The following is a 23,132-nucleotide window of genomic DNA, read 5'->3' on the forward strand; positions in this document are numbered from 1 at the left end:
CATTCGGGCCATCCGGGTGGACCGGCGCGCCGCCGAAGTTGCCAGGAGAGGCGAGGGCTACGGCGCGATACGCCCCTTCTGTGGTAGTTCGGTTTCACGTCTCCGTCAGAAACGGAACTATTCACTTCGCCCAAATATCCCTTTTCCGTGCAAGGTGTGCGAAATGAAGTGAGAGAAGAGCCCCCGCGGAATCAGTCCCCGAGCACCCGCCGCAGATACGCGTTGCCGAACAGCCGGTCCGGATCCAGCCGGTCGCGGATCGCGGTGAACTCGCCGAACCGGGGGTAAGCCCGTGCCAGGTATGCCGCGTCCCGGGTGTGCAGCTTGCCCCAGTGGGGCCGGCCCTCGTAGGCGGTCATGATCCGCTCGACCGCGGTGAAGTACGACTGGAAGGGCGTACCCCTGTACATGTGTACGGCGATGTACGCGGTGTCCCGGCCCGAGGCCGTGGAGAGCGTGATGTCGTCCGCGGGAGCCGTGCGCACCTCGACGGGGAACCCGATTCTGAGCCGGGACCGGTCGGTCATCGCCCTGACCTCGCGCAGCGCCGCCATCGCGGCCTCACGCGGAACGGCGTACTCCATCTCCACGAAACGCACCCGACGCGGACTTGTGAAGACCTTGTAAGGGATGTCCGTGTATGTACGGGCGGAGAGCGCCCGGCTCGAGATCTTCGCGATGGCCGGGATGGTCGCGGGTACCGCCCGGCCCAGTGAACAGACCGCCTGGAAGACGCCGTTGGAGAGGAACTCGTCCTCGAACCAGCCGCTCAGCCTGCCCAGCGGAGCCTCCGGGCCCGCGCTGCGGTTGTTGCGCTTGGTGTTGCAGTTTCCCGTGTGCGGAAACCAGTAGAACTCGAAGTGCTCGTTCTCGGTGAAGAGCTCGTCGAACTCCGCTGTCACGCGTGCGAAACTCATCGGCTCTTCGCGGGCGTTCAGTAGGAAGAGCGGCTCCACGGCGAAGGTGATCGCGGTGACGATGCCGAGGGCGCCGAGACCGATCCTTGCCGCGGCGAAGATCTCGGCGTTCTCCTTCTCGGAGCAGTGGAGCACCCGCCCGTCCGCCGTCACCAACTCGAGCCCCCGGATCTGGGCGGCGAGCGAGGCCGAGTCGCGGCCGGTGCCATGGGTGCCGGTGCCGGTGGCGCCGGCCACCGTCTGCTCCATGATGTCGCCCATGTTCGTGAGCGACAGGTCCTCCCGGGCCAGGGCCGCGTTCAGCCGCTTCAACGGGGTGCCCGCCTGCACGGTCACCGTCCCCGCGGCACGGTCGATCTCGCGGATTCCGGTGAGCAGACCGGGGCGTATGAGCATGCCGTCGGTCGCGGTGACGGCGGTGAAGGAATGGCCGGTTCCCACGGCCTTCACCTTGAGGCCGTCCTTCGCGGCACTGCACACCGCGGCGGCGAGTTCCTCCACCGAGGCCGGGGTGACCTCCCGGGCCGGCCGGGCAGTGACATTGCCCGCCCAGTTACGCCATGGACTCCTTGCTCCGGTCATCGGTGCCCTGCCTCCCCCTCGACGGCGGTCGGGTGGCTCCCTCCCGCTCCGGCACCGGCCTGCGCAGCCGGCGGTGGCCCAGCAACGCCACCACGGCCGCGAGCACTCCCGCTCCCGCGGCCACGGCGTACCCCGCCTGCGCCCCGGAAGCGTCGACCACCCAGCCTGCGGCCGAAGAACCGAGCGCGATACCGACCGCGAGCCCGGTAGTGGTCCAGGTCATGCCCTCGGTCAGCTTGCTGCGCGGCACGTGCTGTTCGACGAGGGCCATCGTGGTCACCATCGTGGGTGCGATGGCAAGGCCCGCGACAAAGAGCGCCACGGCCAGGAGCGGAAGATTCCCGGCCAGTTGGAGGGGGATCATACTCACGGCCATGGCGAGGACGCCCACCAGCCACCTGCGGGACGCCGGCCCCTTCAGATGCAGCAGCCCGAACACCACCCCGGCGAGGCAGGAGCCGAGCGCGTACACCGACAGCACCAGGCTCGCCGCCGCCTTGTGACCCTGCTCCTGGGCGAACGCCACGGTCACCACGTCCACCGTCCCGAATATGGTGCCGGTCGCCACGAAGGCGGCCACCAGCACCTGGAGCCCGGGGGAGCGCAGAGCGGACCCTCCGGACTGCTGCTCTCGCGGGTGCGGCACCGGCTCGGTGGCCCGCTGAGCGGTCAGCCAGAACACCCCGACCACCAGGAACCCGGCGGCGACGAGAGGGCCCGCCTCGGGGAACCAGGCCGTGGAGAGCCCGATGGACAGGATCGGGCCGATGATGAAGCACAGCTCGTCCGCGATCGACTCCCACGAGTACGCCGTGTGCAGCTCGCGCGCCGAACCGTGGTGGATCGCCGCCCAGCGGGCCCTGACCATCGAGCCGACGCTCGGTACACAGCCCGCGCCCGCCGCGAAGACGAAGAGCGTCCAGTCGGGGGCGTCCCGGTGGGCGCAGATCAGCAGACCGGCGACCGCCGCCACCGAGACCAGGGTGGCCGGGCGGAGCACCCGCGCCTGTCCGTAGCGGTCGACCAGCCGGGAGACCTGTGGGCCGATCACCGCGGCCGACATCGCGAGCGTCGCGGAGAGCGCTCCGGCGAGGCCGTACCGGCCGGTCAGCTGGGACACCATCGTCACGATGCCGATGCCCATCATCGACAGCGGCATGCGGCCGACGAAACCGGCCGCGGAGAACGCCTTGGTGCCGGGGGTGGCGAAGATCGCACGATAGGGACTGGGCAAGGGGCACTCCGGTGAGGCATGTAGATGGTCCATACAGTTTAGGGGTTAAATTCGAGTGCTCACTCGGTTTCCGCCGCCCCGGCGGCGCGGGACCGGAGGGCGGGTACCTCCGGCACGGCCCGGGGGAGAGTGGCAGGATCGTTGCCATGCCCGAACCGCGTGACGCTGCCCCGTACGACGCCCTGTTGCTGCTCTCCTTCGGCGGCCCCGAAGGCCCGGACGACGTCGTCCCGTTCCTGGAGAACGTGACCCGCGGCCGGGGCATCCCCAAGGAGCGGCTCAAGGAGGTCGGGCAGCACTACTTCCTCTTCGGCGGCGTCAGCCCCATCAACGGCCAGAACCGCGCGCTCCTCGACGCTCTGCGCAAGGACTTCGCCGAGCACGGGCTGGACCTGCCGGTCCACTGGGGCAACCGCAACTGGGCGCCGTACCTCACCGACACCCTGCGCGAGATGGTCCAGGACGGGCACCGGCGCATCGCCGTGCTCACGACCAGCGCCTACGCCTCGTACTCCGGCTGCCGGCAGTACCGCGAGAACCTCGCGGGCGCCCTCGCCACGCTGGAGGCCGAGGGGCTGCCGCTGCCGCGCGTCGACAAGCTGCGGCACTACTTCAACCACCCCGGCTTCGTCCGCCCCATGGTCGAGGGCGTACTGGCCTCCCTCGCCGGACTTCCCGAGGAGGTGCGCGCGGGCGCCCACCTCGCCTTCACCACCCACTCCATCCCCGACTCGGCCGCCGACACCTCGGGACCGGCCGAGGAGCACGGCGAGGGCGGTGCCTACGTCAGGCAGCACCTGGACGTGGCCCGGACCGTCGCCGAGGCGGTGCGCGAGGAGACCGGCATCGAGCACCCCTGGCAGCTCGTCTACCAGTCGCGCAGCGGCGCCCCGCACATCCCGTGGCTGGAGCCGGACATCTGCGACCACCTGGAGGAGCGGCACCGCGCGGGCGTCCCCGCGGTCGTGATGGTGCCGATCGGTTTCGTCTCCGACCACATGGAGGTCCTGTACGACCTCGACACCGAGGCCACCGCCAAGGCCGCCGAGCTGGGCCTGCCCGTCGCCCGGTCCGCCACGGTCGGCGCCGACCCACGGTTCGCGGCGGCGGTACGGGACCTGGTGCTGGAGCGCGCCGCGACCGAGCGGGGCGTCCCCGCCGAGCGCTGCGCCCTGGGCGCACTCGGCCCCAGCCACGACCTGTGCCCCGCCGGCTGCTGCCCGGCCCGTGCCGCAAGGCCCGCCGCGGCGGGCGCCGACAGCCCGTACGCGTAGAGGAGCTCCTGTGACCGTGACCGACCCCCTGACCTCCGAACTCCTCTCCCTGGCCCTGGAAGCGGCCGGACGGGCCGGAGCGCTGCTGCGCGACGGCCGCCCGGCCGATCTGGGCGTCGCCGCGACCAAGTCCAGCCCGATCGACGTCGTCACCGAGATGGACATCGCCGCGGAGAAGCTGATCACCGGCTTCCTCGCCGAGCACCGCCCCGCCGACGGCATCCTCGGCGAGGAGGGCGGGTCCACCGAGGGCAGCAGTGGCATCCGCTGGGTCGTCGACCCGCTCGACGGCACGGTGAACTACCTCTACGGCCTGCCGACCTGGGCCGTGTCCATCGCGGCCGAGGGGGACGGCGAGACGCTGGTGGGCGTCGTGGCGGCCCCGATGCGCGGTGAGACGTACCACGCGGTCCTCGGCGGCGGCGCGTACCTGGGTGACCGGCGGCTGCGCACCCGTCCCGCCCCGCCGCTGGACCAGGCCCTGGTCTCGACCGGCTTCAACTACGTCCACTCGGTGCGCAGCCATCAGGCGGACGTCGCCCAGCGGCTGATCCCGAGGGTGCGCGACATCCGCCGGGGAGGCTCCGCCGCGGTCGATCTGTGCGACGTCGCGGCGGGCAGGCTGGACGCGTACTACGAGCGCGGCCTGAGCGCCTGGGACCTGGCGGCCGGCGACCTGATCGCCCGGGAGGCGGGCGCGCTGACCGGTGGCCGCCCCGGTGAGCGCCCGTCCCGTGAACTGGCGATCGCGGGCACCCCGGGGGTCTTCGAGCCGCTCCAGGCCCTGCTGGAGGAGTTCGGCGCCTGGCACGACTGACGTGGCGCCGGGCGCACGAGGCCCCCCGGTACCGTCCCGCGGCGCCGGGGCCTCGTGTCGCGGTCAGGCGCCTGCGGCGCCGACCTCCACGCCGTGCTCGGCGGCGAGGCGATGCAGATCGTCCAGTGCGGCCTGCTCGACCTCCACGAGGAAGTCGTCGCCCGTTTCGCGAGCCCGCGTGAGGTCGGTCTCCGTGGCTTTTATGCGCTGCAGGAGACCTGCGGTGAATGCGTCCATGGTTGCGCCCCCTCGTCGTGGGTCGATGGCACGGGGGTGTGCCCGTGGTGATTGCTCGATCACGCAGAGTCTCTGGGGGGACTGGGCATGTTGTGGCATGCCACATACGGGGCGTGATCGCGGATGTGAGGACGTCCTCCCCAGCACGTCCCTCGAAGAAACCTCAACTCGCCCGGAAATCAGGGAATTCCCGTTCCGTTTCCCCGTGTGTCACCGCCCGCACCGCATCGGCTTACAGCCGGTTTACGCAAAGTGGAGGCAGGATGGAAGCGCACAGTCAGTGCTACAACTCGCCCTGATCATGGGCTGACAGGAAGGAACAGCGCCGTGCGCGTACTCGTCGTCGAGGACGAGCAGCTGCTCGCCGATGCGGTGGCCACCGGACTGCGCCGGGAGGCCATGGCCGTCGACGTCGTGTACGACGGCGAGGCCGCCCTGGAACGTATCGGCGTCAACGACTACGACGTCGTCGTGCTCGACCGCGACCTCCCGCTGGTCCATGGCGACGACGTCTGCCGCAAGATCGTCGAGCTGGGCATGACGACCCGCGTGCTGATGCTCACCGCCGCGGGTGATGTCAGCGACCGCGTGGAGGGCCTGGAGCTGGGCGCCGACGACTACCTGCCCAAGCCGTTCGCGTTCAGCGAGCTGATCGCGCGTGTACGGGCCCTGGGGCGGCGTACGACCGTGCCGCTGCCGCCCGTGCTGGAGCGCGCAGGGATCAAGCTCGACCCGAACCGCCGCGAGGTGTTCCGAGACGGCAAGGAGGTCCAGCTGGCCCCGAAGGAGTTCGCGGTGCTGGAGGTGCTGATGCGCAGCGAGGGCGCGGTGGTCTCGGCCGAGCAGCTGCTGGAGAAAGCCTGGGACGAGAACACCGACCCGTTCACCAATGTCGTACGCGTCACGGTGATGACCCTGCGCCGCAAGCTCGGTGAGCCCCCGGTGATCGTCACCGTGCCCGGCTCCGGCTACCGGATCTGATACCTGATGGCGACCACACCCGCGCCCCCGTCGGCGCCCCCGAAACCGACCTGGGCCCCGAGACCGCAGGAGCATCAGCGCCCCTGGCTGCGGCCGACCATCCGGATACGGCTCACCCTGCTGTACGGCGGGATGTTCCTGATCGCGGGCATCCTGCTGCTGTCGTTCATCTATCTGCTGGCGGCGGAGGCCCTGAACGTCGGCAGCAAGCTCCCCTTCGAGCTCGTCACGGGCACGGTGTCGAGCAAGGTCTGCCGCCTGCCCGCGCAGGCCTCCCCCGACGAGTTCAACGCGGCGCTGAACATCTGCGTGAACCACCAGCGCCAGCAGGCCCTCGACAACCTCCTGACCCGCTCCCTCTTCGCCCTCGTCGGCCTCAGCATCATCGCCTTCGCCTTCGGCTACGGCATGGCCGGCCGGGTGCTCTCCCCGCTGGGCCGGATCACCCGCACCGCTCGCACCGTGGTGAGCACGGACCTGTCCCGGCGCATCGAGCTCGAAGGGCCGGACGACGAGTTCAAGGAGCTGGCGGACACCTTCGACGAGATGCTGGACCGGCTGGAGCGCGCCTTCACCGCCCAGCAGCGGTTCGTCGCGAACGCCTCGCACGAGTTGCGTACCCCGCTCGCGATCAACCGCACCCTGCTGGAGGTCCAGCTCTCGGACCCGGCCGCGCCCGTCGAACTCCAGCAGCTCGGCAAGACCCTGCTGGCCACCAATGAGCGCAGCGAGCAGCTGGTGGAGGGCCTCTTGCTGCTCGCCCGCAGCGAGAACGAGATCGTCGACCGCAAGCCCGTCGATCTGGCCGAGGTCGCCACCCGTGCCATCGACCAGGCGAGAGGCGAGGCCGAGGCGAAGGGCGTGCAGTTCCGGGGCAGGCGGGCGCCCGTCGTGATCCGGGGCAATGGTGTGCTCCTGGAGCGGATCGCCCTCAACCTGGTGCAGAACGCCGTTCGCTACAACGTTCCCGAGGACGGCTGGGTGGAGGTCACCACCGAGCTTCAGCAGGGCCAGGCGGTGCTGGTGGTCTCGAACACGGGCCCTGTCGTCCCGGCGTACGAGATCGACAACATCTTCGAGCCGTTCCGGCGTCTGCGCACCGAGCGGACGGGCAGTGACAAGGGCGTCGGCCTCGGCCTGTCCATCGTGCGATCCGTCGCGAGGGCCCATGGCGGGCGTATTATCGCTGAACCCCGCGAAGGTGGCGGCCTGGTGATGCGCGTCACCTTGCCGGCCTGAGAAGCACCTCGCACCCCGACCGAATGTTCGCTTTGCGCGGAATTTTCGGGACCTGGTCCCGGTGACTTCGTGTGTGATCGATCACAGAAGCGCATTTCCTGCTATCCACTCTCCGTGATCGTCATCCCGCTGGAAAGCCGGGAAAGTCCGGGTTTTCAGGGGGTGTCATCACGGGAAGTACACGGAGGGGTGCCTATGAAGAGCGACATGCGGGCCGTGTACGGTCCCGTTCGCCACTCAACCCGTTTCCTCCATGAGGAGTCCGGTTGGGTGTCGATTGAGTAACAGACCTTGATGTGAGGCAAAATCTCCGCCTCGGGTCGGGCACAAGTCCGGCCTCTCACGCGTTACCTGCGCTGAGACACCGCAGACACCCAGGAGGGGGAGAGCGACATGGCAACGGATTACGACACCCCACGCAAGACCGATGACGACCTCAACGAGGACAGCATTGAGGAACTGAAGTCCCGGCGGAACGAGAAGTCGTCGTCGGCCGTGGACGTCGACGAGTTCGAGGCCGCCGAGGGCCTGGAGCTGCCCGGTGCGGACCTCTCGAACGAGGAGCTGGCCGTCCGGGTGCTGCCGAAGCAGGCGGACGAGTTCACCTGCATGAGCTGCTTCCTGGTCCACCACCGCAGCCAGCTGGCCCGCGAGAAGAACGGTCAGCCGATCTGCCGCGACTGCGACTAGGCAGGGCCGGCCGTGGCAGGCGCGACACCGCCTCGGAAGCGGCTCTTTCACGGGAAGCGAGCCGCGGGGGTGTTCCAGGGCGGTACGGGCCGGACAGAGGGCGTTACGACGCCCTCCGAGCCGTCCGCCCTCCCCACGGCGAGTACTGCTCCCGGTGAGCGTGACGACCGGCGAGGCCGTCCGGCCTCGCTCGGGGCTTTCGTGCTGGTCGCACGCAAGGGCAGGGAGAGCACGAAAGCCCTGATCGCAGCCATCGCCGACCGGATCATCGAGGCGGCTCCACGTGTGCGTGTGCGCGACCTCGCGGCGCTGCGCGCGCAGTTCCCGGGTCTGGGCCCCGAGGAGATCGCCGACAAACTGATCGTGGGCGCGGCCAGAGGCACGTCCACCGTGGGGGCGAGCATCGGAGCCGCAGCCATGCTGCCCACACCACCCGTGCTGGCGGCCGAGCTCGCCACCGAAATCGTCGGCGTCGCCCTGATCGAGCTGAAGCTCGTGGCGGAGCTGCACGAGGTGTACGGCCTGAGGCCGCAGGGTGGCCTGACGGAGCGCTCGCTGGCCTATGTGCGTTCCTGGACCGAGGAACGCGGTATCGACGTGACCAAACCGGAGACCGTGAACGTCGCGCTCGGCGGCCAGATGAAACGCGAGCTGCGGCACCAGATCACCAAGCGCATGGTCCGCAATCTGCCGAACCTGATCCCGTTCCTGATCGGAGCGGCCGTCGGCGCCGTGATGAACCGCCGCGACACCAGGAAACTCGCCGCACGCATCCGCAAGGACCTGCGAAAGCGCCAGATTCCGTGGGACGCGCTGCCGAACGCGTCGTCGCCGCCGGCCGAGGAACTGGAGTACTAGGCCCTGGGCTGTCCGGCCGATCATGCCGGGCTCGCGACGCACCCCCAGAGGTGCCCCCAGGCACCGCGCCTCGCGGCGTTGTCGTCGGTCGCCGATGTCCCCCAGCTACCTCCCCCAGCTACCCCTGGGGTGCCCCTGTGCCCCCGGGGGTGCCCCCAACCGCATGCGTTGACATCAGCCGCTCCGCGGGCGGGCCCTCTTCCGCCTTGCGATGCACGGCACCACGAGACACCAGCCGCTGCGCAGCGGGCGTTCGCTGATCCGGCCTGATCGACCGGACAGGCCCTGAGTCGGCCGGACAGGCCCTACGCGACGCGTACCGATTCCAGCGCCGCGGCCAGCTCCTCCGGGTTCCGCGTCGACACGTAGACGTACGGCGTCGGATCGGCCGGGTCCGTGACCTCCACCCGCAGAGCCGTGGGGATGTAGCTGCGCAACAGCATGAAGGCCCGCGGATCGGCCTTGTACGACCGCCAGGCGCGCGCCTCCTCCTCGTTCAGCACCTCGACCGCGCCGAGCGCCGACACCGGGATCCGGGCCTTGCCGACCACCAGCGAGTCCGCCACCACGCGGATGCGCGCGGAGCCGTACGAACTGACCGCCACACCCGCCACCACCAGCGCGCCGACCAGTCCGCCGAGCATGGGTACGGGGCCCAGTGGCAGGGTGATCAGACCGCCGGAGATCCCCAGCAGGGCCGCGATGACCCACCAGGAACGAGGTGCGGTCAGGCGTTCTTCGTAAGGCTGCATGAAGTCAAGCTTGGCACGACGCGACCGGTGGGTAGCCGCGCGGGTAAGGTCTGCGGCTGTGAGTACTGTGCCTGTCCGCGGAGCGACCCCCGGACCCCCGCGATCTGCGGTTCTGATTCCCCCTGCCCACGCCGTGGCGCCGGTGCGGCACCCCGACGCCCCGGCGCCCGGGGAACTGCTCGGTGCGCACTACGACCAGTGTTTCGGCTGCGGCGGGTCCCAGCCCCACGGGCTGCACCTGGAGGCGCGGGCCGCTGAGGGCGTCCGGGTCACCGCCGAGTTCACCGTCCGGCCTGCCCACCAGGGCGCGCCCGGCCTGGCACACGGCGGTGTGCTCGCCACGGCCCTCGACGAGACGCTCGGCTCGCTGAACTGGCTGCTGCGGGTGATCGCGGTGACCGGTCGGCTCGAGACCGACTTCGTGCGGCCGGTTCCGGTTGACTCGGTGCTGTATCTGGAGGCCGAGGTCACCGCCGTGCACCACCGCAAGATCTACTCCACCGCGATCGGACGGATCGGTGGCCCCGAAGGGCCTGTCGCGGTCCGCGCCGACGCCCTCTTCATAGAGGTCAAGGTCGACCACTTCATCGAGAACGGCCGTCCGGACGAGATCCGTGCGGTGATGGCCGACCCCGACCAGATCAAGCGCGCCCGCGCATTCGAGGTGAACCCCTGATGCGTACTCCCGTGGACGTCCTCATCCGCCGCGTCGACCCCGAGGTGCCGATCCCGTCCTACGGGCACCCGGGCGACGCCGGTGCCGACCTGGTCACCACCGAGGCGGCCGAGCTCGCTCCCGGAGAGCGGGCGGTGCTGCCCACCGGGGTGTCCATCGCGCTGCCGGACGGCTACGCGGCCTTCGTGCATCCGCGCTCCGGACTCGCGGCCCGCTGCGGTGTCGCACTGGTGAATGCCCCAGGGACGGTGGATGCCGGGTACCGTGGAGAGATCAAGGTGATCGTGGTCAATCTCGACCCGCGCGAGAGCGTGCGGTTCGAGCGGTTCGACCGGATTGCTCAACTGGTCGTCCAGCAGGTCGAGAAGGTGCGCTTCCACGAGGTAGCGGAGCTTCCCGGCTCGGCGCGGGCCGAGGGGGGCTTCGGGTCCACCGGCGGCCATGCCGCCGTGGACGGCACACAGGGTGGGAATCGATACGCTTCGGCCGTATCCGACCGGGAAGGACAGTGACGTGTTCGGACGTCGCAAGAAGAGCGGTTCCGCTCAGGAGACACCGCGCGAGGCCGAGCAGGTCGTCGACGGCGTCGAGGCGGACGACAACGACACCGCGGACACCGCGGCGGACACCGGGCAGCAGCGCAGGGCGAGCCTGCCGCCGGCCCCCCGGCCGGACGGCCCGTGGGACGTCTCCGAGGTCTCCGCGCCCGACGAGGGCCGGGTGGACCTGGGTGGTCTCTTCGTGCCCGGAGTCGAGGGCATGGAGCTGCGCGTCGAGGTCGCGGGTGACGCGATCGTCGCCGCCACGGTCGTGCTGCACGACAGCGCCGTACAGCTCCAGGGCTTCGCCGCGCCCAAGAAGGAGGGCATCTGGGGCGAGGTGCGTGAGGAGATCGCGTCCGGCATCACCCAGCAGGGCGGTGTGGTGGACGAGATCGAGGGTCCGCTCGGCTGGGAGCTGCGCGCCCAGGTTCCGGTACAGCTGCCGGACGGCACCAACGGCGTGCAGATGGTGCGTTTCGTGGGTGTGGACGGCCCCCGCTGGTTCCTGCGCGGTGTGATCTCCGGGCAGGGCGCGGTGCAGCCGCAGGCCGCGGGGGTGCTGGAGACGATCTTCCGGGACACCGTGGTGGTCCGTGGCGAGGCCCCGATGGCCCCGCGCGACCCGATCGTCCTCAAGCTGCCCAACGATGCCCAGATGGTGCCCGAGGGCGTCCAGCAGGAGGCCCAGGAGAACTCGCGCTTCTCCGGCGGCATGGGTCAGCTCCAGCGCGGCCCCGAGATCACCGAGGTGCGCTGACCGTTCAGCCATGTCTTCGATGGGCCGTACTCCCCAGCGGGAGCGCGGCCCATCGGCGTATGCGCGTCAGAGTCCCGTCAATACCTTCACCGATTCCGCTTCCGGGCCGTTCCACCGGAATGTCCTGGCCATAGGGTCTATCAGGCGTACCCAATCGGCCTCGGAGCACAATGGGTACGCCTCGAACCCACGTCCAGGAAAGGCAGGACCCATGCTGCGCTCATCCGGGGGACGTCCCCGGACCCCCAGGGTGCTCGTGGTCGACGACGAGCCGCAGATCGTACGCGCCCTCGTGATCAACCTGAAGGCGCGCAAGTACGAGGTGGACGCGGCCTCGGACGGCGCCACCGCGCTGGAACTCGCCGCCGCCCGGCACCCCGATGTGATCGTCCTCGACCTCGGCCTGCCGGACATGGACGGCGTCGAAGTGATCAAGGGCCTGCGCGGCTGGACCAGGGTGCCGATCCTGGTGCTCTCCGCCCGCCACTCCTCCGACGAGAAGGTCGAGGCCCTGGACGCGGGCGCAGACGACTACGTCACCAAGCCCTTCGGCATGGACGAACTGCTGGCCCGGCTGCGCGCCGCCGTCCGCCGCGCCGAGCCGACGGCGGTCCCGGAGGAGGGCGACGGCGTCGCCCTCGTGGATACGGCGGACTTCACCGTCGACCTGGCCGCGAAGAAGGCCAACCGGGGCGGCAAGGACATACGCCTGACCCCCACCGAATGGCATCTGCTGGAGGTCCTGGTGCGCAACAGCGGGCGCCTGGTGAGCCAAAAGCAGCTGCTGCAGGAGGTGTGGGGCCCCTCGTACGGCACTGAGACGAACTACCTGCGCGTCTACATGGCCCAGCTGCGCCGCAAGCTGGAATCCGACCCGTCGCACCCCCGCCACTTCATCACGGAGCCGGGCATGGGTTACCGCTTCGAACGCTGAGCCGGGTCTGCCGGGGGTCCGGCCTGCGGCGCAGCCGCTGTCGGATGCAGTGTCTCCCGGGTGGTGCTGTATCGCGGAGCCGGTTGTGGGTTACCGCTTCGAACGCCGAGCCGGGTCTGCCGGGGGTCCGGCCTGCGGCGCAGCCGCTGTCGGATGCAGTGTCTCCCGGGTGGTGCTGTATCGCGGAGCCGGTTGTGGGTTACCGCTTCGAACGCCGAGCCGGGCATGGGTCACCGCTTCGAGCTGAGCCGAGCAGGGGTGCCGCTTCGAGATGTGATCAACGGTGAAGGGGAGTTCAGCTCCCCGGTACGCTTCCTGTATGAGTGCTGAATCCCGCCCCGAGAAGTCCCAGAAGCCGACAGGGCGGTTCCGGCGGATGCTCGACCGGCTGTCCAGCTCCCAGGAGGATCTGCACTCCGCGGAGCTGCAGGAGGACACACAGGCCACGGGGTGCACTCCCATCTCGGACTGTCACGACCGCGAGATCGTCAAGGTGACTGGTACCTTGCGGACGGTCACGCTGCGCCCGCGGGCCGGCGTGCCCGCACTTGAGGCCGAGCTCTACGACGGCACGGCACCGCTGGACGTGGTCTGGCTGGGCCGGCGCCAGATCGTGGGTATAGAACCGGGCCGGAAGTTGATCGCCTCCGGCCGGATTTCCATGAGCCACGGCCGCAGAGTGCTGTTCAATCCCAAATACGAGCTCCGACCGATCGGACAGGAGTAGCCGGTGACGTCCCTCGACAAGCCGACCACCGAGACAACCTCGCCCGACCAGGCCGGTGACGACAGCAAAGCCATCACCGAGGCCGCCCTCTTCGAGGCCTTCGGTGGCCTGCGGGGGATGGTGGAGACCGTTCTCCCCGGCCTGCTCTTCGTCACGATCTACACGATCAACAAGAATCTGCACTTCTCGGCGATCGCGGCCCTGGCCGTGTCTCTGGTGTGCGTCGTCGTACGGCTCCTCCGCAAGGACACCGTCAAGCACGCCTTCAGCGGGGTCTTCGGTGTCGCCTTCGGTGTCGTCTTCGCGATGATGACGGGCAACGCCAAGGACTTCTATCTGCCCGGCATGCTCTACACGCTGGGCCTCGCGGTCGCCTACATCGTCACGACGCTGTGCGGTGTCCCGCTGATCGGACTGATCCTGGGCCCGGTATTCAAGGAGAATCTCTCCTGGCGTACCCGGAACCCGGGCCGCAAGACGGCCTATGCCAAGGCCAGCTGGGCCTGGGGTCTGATCCTGCTGGGCAAGTGCGCGATCCTCTTCCCGCTGTACTGGTGGGCCGACTTCGCGCAGCTCGGCTGGGTGCTGGTCATTCTGAAGATCCCGCCGTTCCTGCTGGCCGTCTATCTGACCTGGATCTTCCTGGCCAAGGCGCCGCCGCCGATCGATGTGTTCGCGGAGATGGAGGCGGAGGAGGCCGCGGAGAAGGCCCGTAAGGCCGCCGCGGCCGGCCGGTCCGACGTCTGACCGGCGCCCGACGACGACAAGGGGCCCGGGGAACCGTGACGGTTCCCCGGGCCCCTTGTCGTCGGCACGGATGTGTGCGGGCGTCAGCCCCCGTTGCCCTCGCGGGTCACCGACAGCAGATCCTCCAGCTGCTCCTCCCGCGCCTGCGCGGCCACGAACAGCAGCTCGTCGCCGGCCTCCAGGGTCTCCTCCTGGTTCGGCGTCAGCACCCGGTTGCCTCGGATGATCGTGACCAGCGAGGTGTCCTCCGGCCACGCCACGTCGCCGACCCGGGTGCCCGCCACCGCCGACTCCGGCGGCAGCGTCAGCTCCACGAGGTTGGCGTCACCGTGGCTGAAGCGCAGCAGCCGAACCAGGTCGCCGACGCTCACCGCCTCTTCCACCAGCGCGGACATCAGGCGCGGCGTGGACACGGCGACATCGACGCCCCAGGACTCATTGAAGAGCCATTCGTTCTTCGGGTTGTTGACCCGGGCGACGACGCGCGGCACCGCGTACTCGGTCTTGGCGAGCAGCGAGACGACCAGGTTCACCTTGTCGTCACCGGTCGCCGCGATCACGACGTTGCAGCGCTGCAGCGCGGCCTCGTCCAGCGAGGTGATCTCGCATGCGTCGGCCAGCAGCCACTCGGCCTGCGGCACCCGCTCCACCGAGATGGCGGTCGGCGCCTTGTCGATCAGGAGCACTTCGTGCCCGTTCTCCAGCAGCTCGCCCGCGATGGAACGGCCCACCGCGCCGGCTCCGGCAATGGCGACCCTCATCAGTGACCATTCCCTTCGGGGCCGTGGGCGAAGGCGGCCTCGACCGTCTCGATCTCGTCGGTGCGCATCATGACGTGCACCAGATCACCCTCCTGCAGCACCGTCTGCGAGCTCGGAATGATCGCTTCGCCCAGACGGGTGAGGAACGCGACGCGGACGCCCGTCTCCTCCTGCAGCTCGCTGATCTTCCGGCCGATCCACGCCGGCGAGGTGTGCACCTCCGCGAGCTGCACCCCGCCGCTGGGGTCGCGCCACAGCGGCTCGGCTCCGGACGGCAACAGCCGTCGCAGCATCTGGTCGGCGGTCCAGCGGACGGTGGCCACGGTGGGGATGCCCAGACGCTGGTAGACCTCGGCGCGCCGGGGGTCGTAGATACGAGCAGCGACGTTCTCGATGCCGAACATCTCGCGGGCCACCCGGGCGGCGATGATGTTGGAATTGTCACCGCTGCTCACCGCGGCGAACGCCCCGGCCTCCTCGATCCCCGCCTCACGCAGGGTGTCCTGGTCGAACCCGACTCCGGTGACCCGGCGGCCACCGAACCCCGAGCCCAGGCGGCGGAAGGCCGTGGGGTCCTGGTCGATCACGGCGACCGTGTGCCCCTGCTGCTCCAGGGTCTGCGCAAGAGCGGCTCCCACTCGCCCGCAACCCATGATGACGATATGCATCGGTCTTACCCCGCACTCCTCGAAGGCCTTGTGACCTGCATAAATGCCCTGCTCATATCCTTCTTCCCGTCCCGCCTTGCAACACGCCGCGGGTAGTTCCCGGCCCGAACCGCTCAGGCATGCCGGATGCTGCCCTTGTCCGTGCTCGGGTCCACGGTATCGGCAAGTCCGGAGGCCTGATCGACCGAGTGGCGCATCGGACGGGCGGGCGGCGGGTGCGGGCGTAAGAATGCCGTCAATGCGGTACCCACGGTCGTAAGAGCTCCATCAAGGGCGGTCGAGGGCGCTCGAAACGGACGTTTGCTGGAGGGGTCCGAACAACTCCGAGCATCTTTCAGGAGCTCACGATGGCCGACGTGGCCTTCGTCGTCACCATGATCGCGGCGTTCGCGCTGGTGGCTCTCATCGCCAGGGGGGTGGCGAAGCTGTGACTGCCGAGAACATCGTCGGCCTGATCGTGGCCGTCGCCCTGCTGGGCTATCTCGTCCTCGCCCTCCTGTACCCGGAGAGGTTCTGAGCACACATCATGAGCCCCTTCGTTGCTGGTGTGCTCCAGCTGCTCGCGCTGATCGCCGCGCTGGCGCTGGCATACCGTCCGCTCGGCGACTACATGGCCGGAGTCTACGGCTCCACGAGACATCTGCGCGTGGAGCGGTGGATCTACAGGGCCATCGGCGCCGACCCCGCCGTCGAAATGCGCTGGCCCGCCTACCTGCGCAGTGTGCTGGCCTTCTCGGCGGTGAGCGTGCTGTTCCTGTACCTGCTGCAGCGGCTCCAGGGATACCTGCCCGGTTCGCTGGGCTTCGCCTCCATCGCCCCGGACCAGGCGTTCAACACCGCCGTTTCGTTTGTGACGAACACCAACTGGCAGTCGTACTCCGGCGAGCAGGCCATGGGCCATGTCGTGCAGACCGGTGGCCTGGCGGTGCAGAACTTCGTCTCCGCGGCCGTCGGCATGGCCGTCGCGGTGGCCTTGGTGCGCGGTTTCGCCCTCCCCCGAGCTCTCGGCTCCGCTCGAGCAGGGGGGACCCCCATCCGTACCGGTGAGCTGGGCAACTTCTGGGCCGACCTGGTGCGCGGCACGGTGCGTATCCTGCTGCCGATCTCGGTGATCGGCGCGATCGTGCTGGTCGCGTGCGGTGTCATCCAGAACTTCTCCGGGATCCACGAGGTCGGCCAGTTCTTGAATGAGCACAGCATGGGCGGCTCGCAGCAGTGGAACGGCGGCGCGGTGGCCTCGCAGGAGGTCATCAAGGAGCTGGGCACCAACGGCGGCGGTTACTTCAACGCGAACGCCGCCCACCCCTTCGAGAACCCCAACGCGTTCTCGAACCTCTTCGAGATCTTCCTGATCCTGCTGATCCCGTTCGCCATGACCCGCACCTTCGGCAGGATGGTCGGCTCCCTCAAGCAGGGCTACGCGATCCTGGCGACGATGGTGACCATCTGGGTCGGCTTCGTGCTGCTGATGTGGTGGACCGAGTTCGCGCACCACGGCCCGGCCTTCCAGATCGCCGGCGGCGCGATGGAGGGCAAGGAGACCCGGTTCGGCATCGGGGCCTCGTCGATCTTCGCCGTGTCGACCACGCTCACGTCGACGGGCGCGGTGGACGCGTTCCACTCCTCCTTCACCGGTCTGGGCGGCGGAATCACGATGCTCGGCATGATGCTGGGCGAGATCGCGCCCGGCGGCGTCGGGTCCGGCCTGTACGGCATCCTGATCATGGCGATCATCGCGGTGTTCATCGCCGGCCTGATGGTGGGCCGTACGCCCGAATACCTCGGCAAGAAGCTCGGTACCCGGCAGATCAAGCTCGCCGCCTGTTACATCCTCATCACCCCGGCGCTGGTGCTGTGCTTCACCGCCGCGGCGATGACGCTGCCGACCCCTGTGCACTCCATGACGAACTCCGGCGCGCACGGCTTCTCCGAGATCCTCTACGCCTACACCTCGGCCGCCAACAACAACGGCTCGGCCTTCGCGGGGCTGAACGCGGACACGCTGTGGTTCAACACCACCCTCGGCCTGGCGATGCTGCTCGGTCGGTTCGTCCCGATGGTCTTCGTCCTGGCGCTGGCCGGCTCGCTCGCCGAGCAGCAGCCGGTCCCCGCGACCGCGGGCACGCTGCGCACCGAGAAACCGCTGTTCACCGGCCTGCTGGTCGGCACGATCATCATCGTCACCGGTCTTACGTACTTCCCGGCACTGGCCCTCGGCCCGCTGGCGGAGGGACTGTCATGACCGCCAACCTGAAGCACGAGGACTCCATGTCCACCGCCACCCCGACCCGGGCACCCCACCAGGACATCCCGACCGGGCACAAGCCGGAGACCGGGCGCGTCGGCGCGGGCCTGTTCGACCCGAAGCAGCTGATCAAGTCGCTGCCGGACGCCTTGTACAAGCTCGACCCCCGGGTGATGGCCAAGTCCCCGGTGATGTTCGTGGTCGAGATCGGCTCCGTACTGACCACGCTCTTCGCCGTCACCAACCCCGATGACTGGTTCGGCTGGGCCATCACCGCCTGGCTGTGGCTGACGGTCGTCTTCGCCAACCTGGCGGAGGCCGTCGCCGAGGGGCGCGGCAAGGCCCAGGCCGACACCCTGCGCAAGGCCAAGACCGACACCGTCGCCCGCCGCCTGACCGCGGACGGCAAGTCCGAGGAGCGGGTGCCGGGCACCGATCTGCGTATCGGTGACCACGTTGTCTGCGAGGCCGACGACATCATCCCCGGCGACGGCGATGTCATCGAGGGTGTCGCCTCGGTCGACGAGTCCGCGATCACCGGCGAGTCGGCCCCGGTCATCCGGGAGTCCGGCGGCGACCGGTCCGCGGTCACCGGCGGCACCAAGGTGCTGTCCGACCGGATCGTCATCAAGATCACGACGAAGCCGGGCGAGACCTTCATCGACCGGATGATCAGCCTGGTCGAGGGCGCCGCCCGTCAGAAGACGCCCAATGAGATCGCGCTCAACATCCTGCTCGCGTCTCTGACGATCGTCTTCCTGCTCGCGGTCGTGACGCTGCAGCCCTTCGCGGCCTACGCGGGCGCCGAACAGACGATGGTCGTGCTGGTAGCGCTGCTGGTCTGCCTGATCCCGACCACGATCGGCGCGCTGCTCTCCGCGATCGGCATCGCGGGCATGGACCGCCTGGTGCAGCGCAATGTGCTCGCGATGTCGGGGCGCGCGGTCGAGGCGGCGGGCGATGTGTCGACGCTGCTGCTCGACAAGACCGGCACCATCACCCTCGGCAACCGCCAGGCCGCCGAATTCGTCCCGGTCAAGGGCACCACCGCAGCCGAGCTGGCGGATGCCGCGCAGCTCTCCTCGCTGGCCGACGAGACCCCGGAGGGCCGCTCGGTCGTCGTCCTGGCCAAGGAGAAGTACGGACTGCGCGAGCGGCATCAGGGCGAGCTGAGCCACGCCGAGTGGGTGCCTTTCACCGCCCAGACCCGCATGTCGGGTGTGGACCTCGACGGTCACAGAATCCGCAAGGGTGCGACCGCCTCGGTCATCGCCTGGGTCGAGGAACGCGGCGGCACGGTCGCCGAGGATGCCGACGCCATCGCAGACCGGATCTCCGAGGCGGGTGGTACGCCGCTGCTGGTCGCCGCCGAGGACGGCGGGGGCGCCCGCGTCCTGGGCGTCATCCACCTCAAGGACGTCGTCAAGGACGGTATGCGGGAGCGGTTCGACGCCCTGCGCCATATGGGCATCAGGACGGTCATGATCACGGGTGACAACCCGCTGACCGCCAGGGCCATCGCCGAGGAGGCCGGCGTCGACGACTTCCTCGCCGAGGCCACCCCCGAGGACAAGATGGCCCTCATCAAACGGGAGCAGGCCGGGGGCAAGCTCGTCGCGATGACGGGCGACGGCACCAACGACGCCCCGGCACTCGCGCAGGCGGACGTCGGTGTGGCCATGAACACCGGCACCTCGGCCGCCAAGGAGGCCGGGAACATGGTGGACCTGGACTCCAACCCGACCAAGCTCATCGAGATCGTGGAGATCGGCAAGCAGCTGCTCATCACCCGGGGCGCGCTGACCACCTTCTCCATCGCCAACGACGTGGCGAAGTACTTCGCGATCATCCCCGCGATGTTCGCGGTCGCCTACCCGGGCCTGGACAAGCTCAACATCATGGGCCTGGCCTCACCGGAGTCCGCGATCCTCTCCGCGGTGATCTTCAACGCGCTGATCATCATCGCGTTGGTGCCGCTCGCCCTGAAGGGCGTGCAGTACAAGCCGATGAGCGCGGACCGGATGCTGCGCCGCAACCTCGCCGTCTACGGCCTGGGCGGCCTGATCGCCCCGTTCATCGGCATCAAGATCATCGACCTGCTCATCTCCCTCATTCCAGGCATCGGGTGACGACCATGAACTCCGTGAGCAACACCATGCGGCTGATCGGGGCCGGGATCCGGGCCCTTCTCGTCCTCACCCTCCTCACCGGCGTGATCTACCCGCTGCTCGTCACCGGTATCGCCCAGACGGCATTCAGCCGGAAGGCCAACGGCTCCGAGATCAGGAGCGAGGGCAGGGTCGTCGGCTCGTCCTTGATCGGCCAGCGCTACGACCTGCCGCTGCAGAAGGGAGAGGAGACCCCCGCACCCGATCTGAAGTGGTTCCAGCCGCGTCCGTCCAACGGCCTCGGTGTCAACACCGTCAACACCCAGTACAAGATCCTCCTGTCCGGGGCGACCAACCGCGCCGGCGACAACCCGGAGCTGATCAAGTGGGTCAAGGACGCCAAGGCCGCGGTGATCAAGGACAACTCCACTGCGGACTTCAAGGTCCGGCCGGAGGACGTGCCGGCCGATGCCGTCACCTCCTCGGGCTCCGGACTCGACCCGGACATCTCCCCCGAGTACGCCAGGCTCCAGGTCCACCGCGTCGCCGAGCTCAACCACCTCGACGTCGAGCAGGTGGACAAGCTGGTCGCCGACCACATCCAGGGGAGGATCCTCGGCTTCATGGGCGAGCCCCGGGTGAACGTCCTCCAGCTCAACATCGCCCTGAAGGACCTCACCGGGAAGTGACCACGCCACGGGCAGCGGACTCCACGTCCGCTGCCCGCCCGGCGAGGTGCAGACTCGAAACAGACCTTCTCCATCAATAAAGATCACCAGTGAAGATCGGAACCATGGGACGCGGAAAGCTCCGGATCTACCTCGGCGCGGCACCGGGCGTCGGCAAGACCTACGCGATGCTCTCCGAGGCACACCGCCGGATCGAGCGGGGCACCGACTGCGTGGTCGGGTTCGTGGAGCACTACGCCCGGCCGCGTACCGAGGTGCTGCTGCACGGCCTGGAGCAGATTCCGCGCCGGGAGATCGAGTACCGCGGTTCCGTCTTCACCGAGATGGACGTGGACGCGGTACTGCAGCGCCGCCCGGCCGTCGCCCTGGTCGACGAGCTCGCCCACACCAACGTCCCCGGGTCCCGCAACGGCAAACGCTGGCAGGACGTCGAAGAGCTGCTGCAGGCCGGGATCGACGTCGTCTCCACCGTCAACATCCAGCACCTGGAGTCGCTCGGCGACGTCGTGGAGTCGATAACCGGAGTACGGCAGCGGGAGACCGTCCCCGACGAGGTCGTCCGGCACGCCGACCAGATCGAGCTGGTCGACATGTCGCCCCAGGCCCTGCGCCGCCGGATGGCCCACGGCAACATCTACAAGCCGGACAAGGTCGACGCGGCCCTGTCCAACTACTTCCGCCCGGGCAACCTCACCGCGCTGCGCGAGCTGGCGCTGCTGTGGACAGCGGACCGGGTCGACGAATACCTCCAGCAGTACCGCGGCGAGCACAACATCCGCTCCACCTGGCAGGCCCGTGAGCGCATCGTGGTGGGCCTGACCGGCGGACGCGAGGGGCGTACGCTCATCCGCCGCGCCGCCCGGCTCGCGGAGAAGGGCGCGGGCGGTGAGGTCCTCGCCGTCTACATCTCCCGCAGCGACGGCCTCACCTCGGCCTCGCCCAAGGAGCTGGCCGTCCAGCGCACGCTGGTCGAGGACCTGGGTGGAACCTTCCACCACGTCATAGGCGACGACATCCCGTCAGCGCTGCTGGACTTCGCCCGGGGCGTCAACGCCACCCAGATCGTGCTCGGCGCCAGCCGCCGCCACACCTGGCAGTACATCTTCGGCCCCGGCGTCGGCGCCGCGGTCGCCCGCGAATCGGGGCCCGACCTCGATGTGCACATCGTCACACACGAAGAGGTGGCCAAGGGGCGCGGGCTGCCGGTGGCCCGCGGGGCGCGGCTCGGCCGTTCCCGGATCATCGGGGGCTGGCTGACCGGAGTCGTCGGCCCGGCGCTGCTCAGCCTGCTGCTGCTGCATGTCGAAGCCCAACTCGGCCTGGCCAACGACATGCTGCTGTTCCTGTCGCTGACGGTGGCCGCGGCGCTGATCGGCGGGCTGCTGCCCGCGCTGGCCTCCGCGGCCGTCGGTTCGCTGCTGATCAACTACTTCTTCACCCCACCCCTGCACCAGCTGACGATCGCCGACCCGAAGAACATCGTCGCCATCGTGATCTTCGTATCGGTGGCGGTGTCGGTGGCCTCGGTCGTCGACCTGGCCGCCCGGCGCACCCATCAGGCGGCCCGGCTGCGCGCCGAGTCCGAGATCCTGTCCTTTCTCGCCGGCAGTGTGCTGCGGGGTGAGACCAGCCTGGAGGCCCTGCTGGAACGGGTCCGCGAGACCTTCGGCATGGAATCGGTGGCGCTCCTGGAGCGTACGAGCGAGGTGGAGCCATGGACCCGGGCCGGCAGCGTCGGCCCCACGCCGGTGGCCCGCCCCGAGGACGCCGACGTGGACATGCCGGTCGGCGACCATCTGGCGCTCGCCCTCTCCGGCCGTGTACTGCCAGCCGAGGACCGCCGGGTGCTCGGCGCTTTCGCCGCCCAGGCCGCTGTCGTACTGGACCGGCAGCGTCTCCAGCAGGAGGCGGAGCAGGCCCGCGAGCTCGCCGAGGGCAACCGCATCCGTACCGCGCTGCTCGCCGCCGTCAGCCATGACCTGCGCACACCGCTCGCCGCGATCAAGGCGTCCGTCAGCTCGCTGCGCTCCGACGACGTCGACTGGTCGCCGGAGGACCAGGCCGAACTGCTGGCCGGAATCGAGGAGGGCGCGGACAAGCTCGACCACCTCGTCGGCAACCTGCTCGACATGTCCCGCCTGCAGACCGGCACCGTCACCCCACTGATCCGGGTGATCGATCTCGACGAGGTGGTGCCGATGGCGCTCGGCGGTGTCCCCGAGGACAGCGTGGAGCTGGACATCCCGGAGGACCTGTCGATGGTCGCCGTCGACCCGGGCCTGCTGGAGCGTGCCGTCGCCAACATCGTCGAGAACGCCGTGAAGTACAGCCCCGACCACGAACCCGTCCTGGTGTCCGCCAGTGCCATCGCCGACCGCGTCGAGATCCGCGTGGTGGACCGCGGGCCCGGTGTCCCCGACGAGGCGAAGGACCGGATCTTCGAGCCCTTCCAGCGCTACGGGGACGCCCCGCGCGGTGCCGGAGTCGGCCTCGGGCTGGCCGTCGCCCGCGGATTCGCGGAGGCGATCGGCGGCAGCCTCACCGCCGAGGACACTCCTGGAGGAGGCCTCACCATGGTGCTCAGCCTGCCCCCTGCCGCGGGCCTGCCCGACGCGGCGCGGCCCGTCGGTCACGATCGGTTGCCGGAGGCGCGAGCCCTCCGCCGGACCGATTCGGGGCGTTAAGGGGGCGTTAGGA

23 protein-coding genes are annotated in these 23,132 nt (G+C 69.4%); 17 read left to right on the forward strand and 6 right to left on the reverse strand.

Features of this window, described 5'->3' with window-relative positions:
* Positions 1-191: 191 nt before the first annotated feature.
* Complete coding sequence (locus tag ABD858_RS24575) at positions 192-1,499, reverse strand: D-arabinono-1,4-lactone oxidase (protein WP_345041322.1); 1,308 nt, start codon at positions 1,497-1,499, stop codon at positions 192-194.
* The gene (locus ABD858_RS24580) at positions 1,471-2,733 is read right to left on the reverse strand and encodes an MFS transporter (protein ID WP_345041324.1); all 1,263 of its coding nucleotides are present in this window, start codon (positions 2,731-2,733) and stop codon (positions 1,471-1,473) included. The genes ABD858_RS24575 and ABD858_RS24580 overlap by 29 nt, the downstream gene beginning before the upstream one ends.
* Before the next feature lie 146 nt (positions 2,734-2,879).
* On the opposite strand from ABD858_RS24580, the gene ABD858_RS24585 reads away from it, so the two are divergent.
* Both ABD858_RS24585 and ABD858_RS24590 read left to right on the forward strand, forming a co-directional pair.
* Complete coding sequence (locus tag ABD858_RS24585; RefSeq protein ID WP_345041327.1) at positions 2,880-4,007, forward strand: ferrochelatase; 1,128 nt, start codon at positions 2,880-2,882, stop codon at positions 4,005-4,007.
* Between the two features lie 16 nt (positions 4,008-4,023).
* Positions 4,024-4,824, forward strand: coding sequence for an inositol monophosphatase family protein (locus ABD858_RS24590; protein WP_345041329.1), 801 nt, complete (start codon positions 4,024-4,026; stop codon positions 4,822-4,824).
* A gap of 63 nt (positions 4,825-4,887) precedes the next feature.
* Here ABD858_RS24590 and ABD858_RS24595 read toward each other — a convergent pair whose 3' ends face one another.
* A complete protein-coding gene (locus ABD858_RS24595; protein ID WP_345041331.1) occupies positions 4,888-5,061 on the reverse strand; it encodes a hypothetical protein in 174 nt (57 codons plus the stop codon).
* 327 nt (positions 5,062-5,388) lie between these two features.
* Here ABD858_RS24595 and ABD858_RS24600 point away from each other — a divergent pair, with 327 nt between their 5' ends.
* From ABD858_RS24600 to ABD858_RS24615, 4 genes are all read left to right on the forward strand, one after another.
* The gene (locus ABD858_RS24600; protein ID WP_345041332.1) at positions 5,389-6,042 is read left to right on the forward strand and encodes a response regulator transcription factor; all 654 of its coding nucleotides are present in this window, start codon (positions 5,389-5,391) and stop codon (positions 6,040-6,042) included.
* Between the two features lie 6 nt (positions 6,043-6,048).
* Positions 6,049-7,281, forward strand: a complete 1,233-nt coding sequence (locus ABD858_RS24605; RefSeq protein ID WP_345041334.1) for a sensor histidine kinase — start codon at positions 6,049-6,051, stop codon at positions 7,279-7,281.
* A gap of 393 nt (positions 7,282-7,674) precedes the next feature.
* On the forward strand, positions 7,675-7,971 hold the full coding sequence (locus ABD858_RS24610) for a DUF4193 domain-containing protein (RefSeq protein ID WP_345041336.1): 297 nt from the start codon (positions 7,675-7,677) through the stop codon (positions 7,969-7,971).
* A 12-nt stretch (positions 7,972-7,983) separates the two neighbouring features.
* Entirely contained in the window at positions 7,984-8,829 is an 846-nt protein-coding gene (locus tag ABD858_RS24615; RefSeq protein WP_425586245.1) for a hypothetical protein, read from the forward strand.
* A gap of 305 nt (positions 8,830-9,134) precedes the next feature.
* On the opposite strand, the gene ABD858_RS24620 is transcribed toward ABD858_RS24615, so the two are convergent.
* The gene (locus ABD858_RS24620; RefSeq protein WP_345041341.1) at positions 9,135-9,581 is read right to left on the reverse strand and encodes a DUF3093 domain-containing protein; all 447 of its coding nucleotides are present in this window, start codon (positions 9,579-9,581) and stop codon (positions 9,135-9,137) included.
* 133 nt (positions 9,582-9,714) lie between these two features.
* On the opposite strand from ABD858_RS24620, the gene ABD858_RS24625 reads away from it, so the two are divergent.
* From ABD858_RS24625 to ABD858_RS24650, 6 genes are all read left to right on the forward strand, one after another.
* Positions 9,715-10,257, forward strand: coding sequence for a PaaI family thioesterase (locus ABD858_RS24625; RefSeq protein WP_345044832.1), 543 nt, complete (start codon positions 9,715-9,717; stop codon positions 10,255-10,257).
* Entirely contained in the window at positions 10,257-10,769 is a 513-nt protein-coding gene (gene dut / locus ABD858_RS24630; RefSeq protein WP_345041343.1) for a dUTP diphosphatase, read from the forward strand. Before ABD858_RS24625 ends, dut begins: the two co-directional genes overlap by 1 nt.
* Position 10,770: 1 nt before the next feature.
* Positions 10,771-11,556 (forward strand): DUF3710 domain-containing protein, encoded by a 786-nt coding sequence (locus tag ABD858_RS24635; RefSeq protein WP_345041346.1) that lies wholly within the window; start codon positions 10,771-10,773, stop codon positions 11,554-11,556.
* Positions 11,557-11,767: 211 nt separating this feature from the next.
* Complete coding sequence (locus ABD858_RS24640; RefSeq protein ID WP_345041348.1) at positions 11,768-12,490, forward strand: response regulator; 723 nt, start codon at positions 11,768-11,770, stop codon at positions 12,488-12,490.
* 319 nt (positions 12,491-12,809) lie between these two features.
* Positions 12,810-13,217 carry an OB-fold nucleic acid binding domain-containing protein gene (locus ABD858_RS24645; protein WP_345041351.1) on the forward strand — a complete coding sequence of 136 codons (408 nt, stop codon included), beginning with the start codon at positions 12,810-12,812 and terminating at the stop codon, positions 13,215-13,217.
* 3 nt (positions 13,218-13,220) lie between these two features.
* A complete protein-coding gene (locus ABD858_RS24650; protein ID WP_345041353.1) occupies positions 13,221-13,964 on the forward strand; it encodes a DUF3159 domain-containing protein in 744 nt (247 codons plus the stop codon).
* Positions 13,965-14,047: 83 nt separating this feature from the next.
* Here the strand turns inward: ABD858_RS24650 and ABD858_RS24655 are convergent, their stop codons facing one another.
* Positions 14,048-14,725 carry a potassium channel family protein gene (locus ABD858_RS24655; RefSeq protein WP_345041356.1) on the reverse strand — a complete coding sequence of 226 codons (678 nt, stop codon included), beginning with the start codon at positions 14,723-14,725 and terminating at the stop codon, positions 14,048-14,050.
* Positions 14,725-15,393: a potassium channel family protein gene (locus ABD858_RS24660; protein ID WP_345041358.1), complete on the reverse strand. Its 669-nt coding sequence runs from the start codon at positions 15,391-15,393 to the stop codon at positions 14,725-14,727. Before ABD858_RS24660 ends, ABD858_RS24655 begins: the two co-directional genes overlap by 1 nt.
* Positions 15,394-15,820: 427 nt before the next feature.
* Between ABD858_RS24660 and kdpF the strand changes: the two genes are divergently transcribed.
* The 5 genes from kdpF (at position 15,821) to ABD858_RS24685 (ending at position 23,119) form a co-directional block, all read left to right on the forward strand.
* Positions 15,821-15,910 carry a K(+)-transporting ATPase subunit F gene (gene kdpF, locus ABD858_RS24665; RefSeq protein WP_037701211.1) on the forward strand — a complete coding sequence of 30 codons (90 nt, stop codon included), beginning with the start codon at positions 15,821-15,823 and terminating at the stop codon, positions 15,908-15,910.
* 9 nt (positions 15,911-15,919) lie between these two features.
* Positions 15,920-17,635 carry a potassium-transporting ATPase subunit KdpA gene (gene kdpA / locus ABD858_RS24670; RefSeq protein ID WP_345041361.1) on the forward strand — a complete coding sequence of 572 codons (1,716 nt, stop codon included), beginning with the start codon at positions 15,920-15,922 and terminating at the stop codon, positions 17,633-17,635.
* Positions 17,632-19,767: a potassium-transporting ATPase subunit KdpB gene (gene kdpB / locus ABD858_RS24675; protein ID WP_345041364.1), complete on the forward strand. Its 2,136-nt coding sequence runs from the start codon at positions 17,632-17,634 to the stop codon at positions 19,765-19,767. Before kdpA ends, kdpB begins: the two co-directional genes overlap by 4 nt.
* A 5-nt stretch (positions 19,768-19,772) precedes the next feature.
* A complete protein-coding gene (locus tag ABD858_RS24680; protein ID WP_345041366.1) occupies positions 19,773-20,435 on the forward strand; it encodes a potassium-transporting ATPase subunit C in 663 nt (220 codons plus the stop codon).
* 104 nt (positions 20,436-20,539) lie between these two features.
* Complete coding sequence (locus ABD858_RS24685; protein WP_345041369.1) at positions 20,540-23,119, forward strand: DUF4118 domain-containing protein; 2,580 nt, start codon at positions 20,540-20,542, stop codon at positions 23,117-23,119.
* Positions 23,120-23,132 lie beyond the last annotated feature (13 nt).

This window comes from Streptomyces sannanensis, from assembly GCF_039536205.1.
Taxonomy (GTDB): Bacteria; Actinomycetota; Actinomycetes; order Streptomycetales; family Streptomycetaceae; genus Streptomyces; species Streptomyces sannanensis.

Coding starts and splice junctions, on each gene's coding strand:
- ABD858_RS24575 (WP_345041322.1), bottom strand. CDS start 1,499: ATGACCGGAGCAAGGAGTCCATGGCGTAACTGGGCGGGCAATGTCACT.
- ABD858_RS24585 (WP_345041327.1), top strand. CDS start 2,880: ATGCCCGAACCGCGTGACGCTGCCCCGTACGACGCCCTGTTGCTGCTC.
- ABD858_RS24595 (WP_345041331.1), bottom strand. CDS start 5,061: ATGGACGCATTCACCGCAGGTCTCCTGCAGCGCATAAAAGCCACGGAG.
- ABD858_RS24605 (WP_345041334.1), top strand. CDS start 6,049: ATGGCGACCACACCCGCGCCCCCGTCGGCGCCCCCGAAACCGACCTGG.
- ABD858_RS24610 (WP_345041336.1), top strand. CDS start 7,675: ATGGCAACGGATTACGACACCCCACGCAAGACCGATGACGACCTCAAC.
- ABD858_RS24620 (WP_345041341.1), bottom strand. CDS start 9,581: ATGCAGCCTTACGAAGAACGCCTGACCGCACCTCGTTCCTGGTGGGTC.
- dut (WP_345041343.1), top strand. CDS start 10,257: ATGCGTACTCCCGTGGACGTCCTCATCCGCCGCGTCGACCCCGAGGTG.
- ABD858_RS24640 (WP_345041348.1), top strand. CDS start 11,768: ATGCTGCGCTCATCCGGGGGACGTCCCCGGACCCCCAGGGTGCTCGTG.
- ABD858_RS24645 (WP_345041351.1), top strand. CDS start 12,810: ATGAGTGCTGAATCCCGCCCCGAGAAGTCCCAGAAGCCGACAGGGCGG.
- ABD858_RS24655 (WP_345041356.1), bottom strand. CDS start 14,725: ATGAGGGTCGCCATTGCCGGAGCCGGCGCGGTGGGCCGTTCCATCGCG.
- ABD858_RS24660 (WP_345041358.1), bottom strand. CDS start 15,393: ATGCATATCGTCATCATGGGTTGCGGGCGAGTGGGAGCCGCTCTTGCG.
- kdpA (WP_345041361.1), top strand. CDS start 15,920: ATGAGCCCCTTCGTTGCTGGTGTGCTCCAGCTGCTCGCGCTGATCGCC.
- kdpB (WP_345041364.1), top strand. CDS start 17,632: ATGACCGCCAACCTGAAGCACGAGGACTCCATGTCCACCGCCACCCCG.
- ABD858_RS24680 (WP_345041366.1), top strand. CDS start 19,773: ATGAACTCCGTGAGCAACACCATGCGGCTGATCGGGGCCGGGATCCGG.
- ABD858_RS24685 (WP_345041369.1), top strand. CDS start 20,540: ATGGGACGCGGAAAGCTCCGGATCTACCTCGGCGCGGCACCGGGCGTC.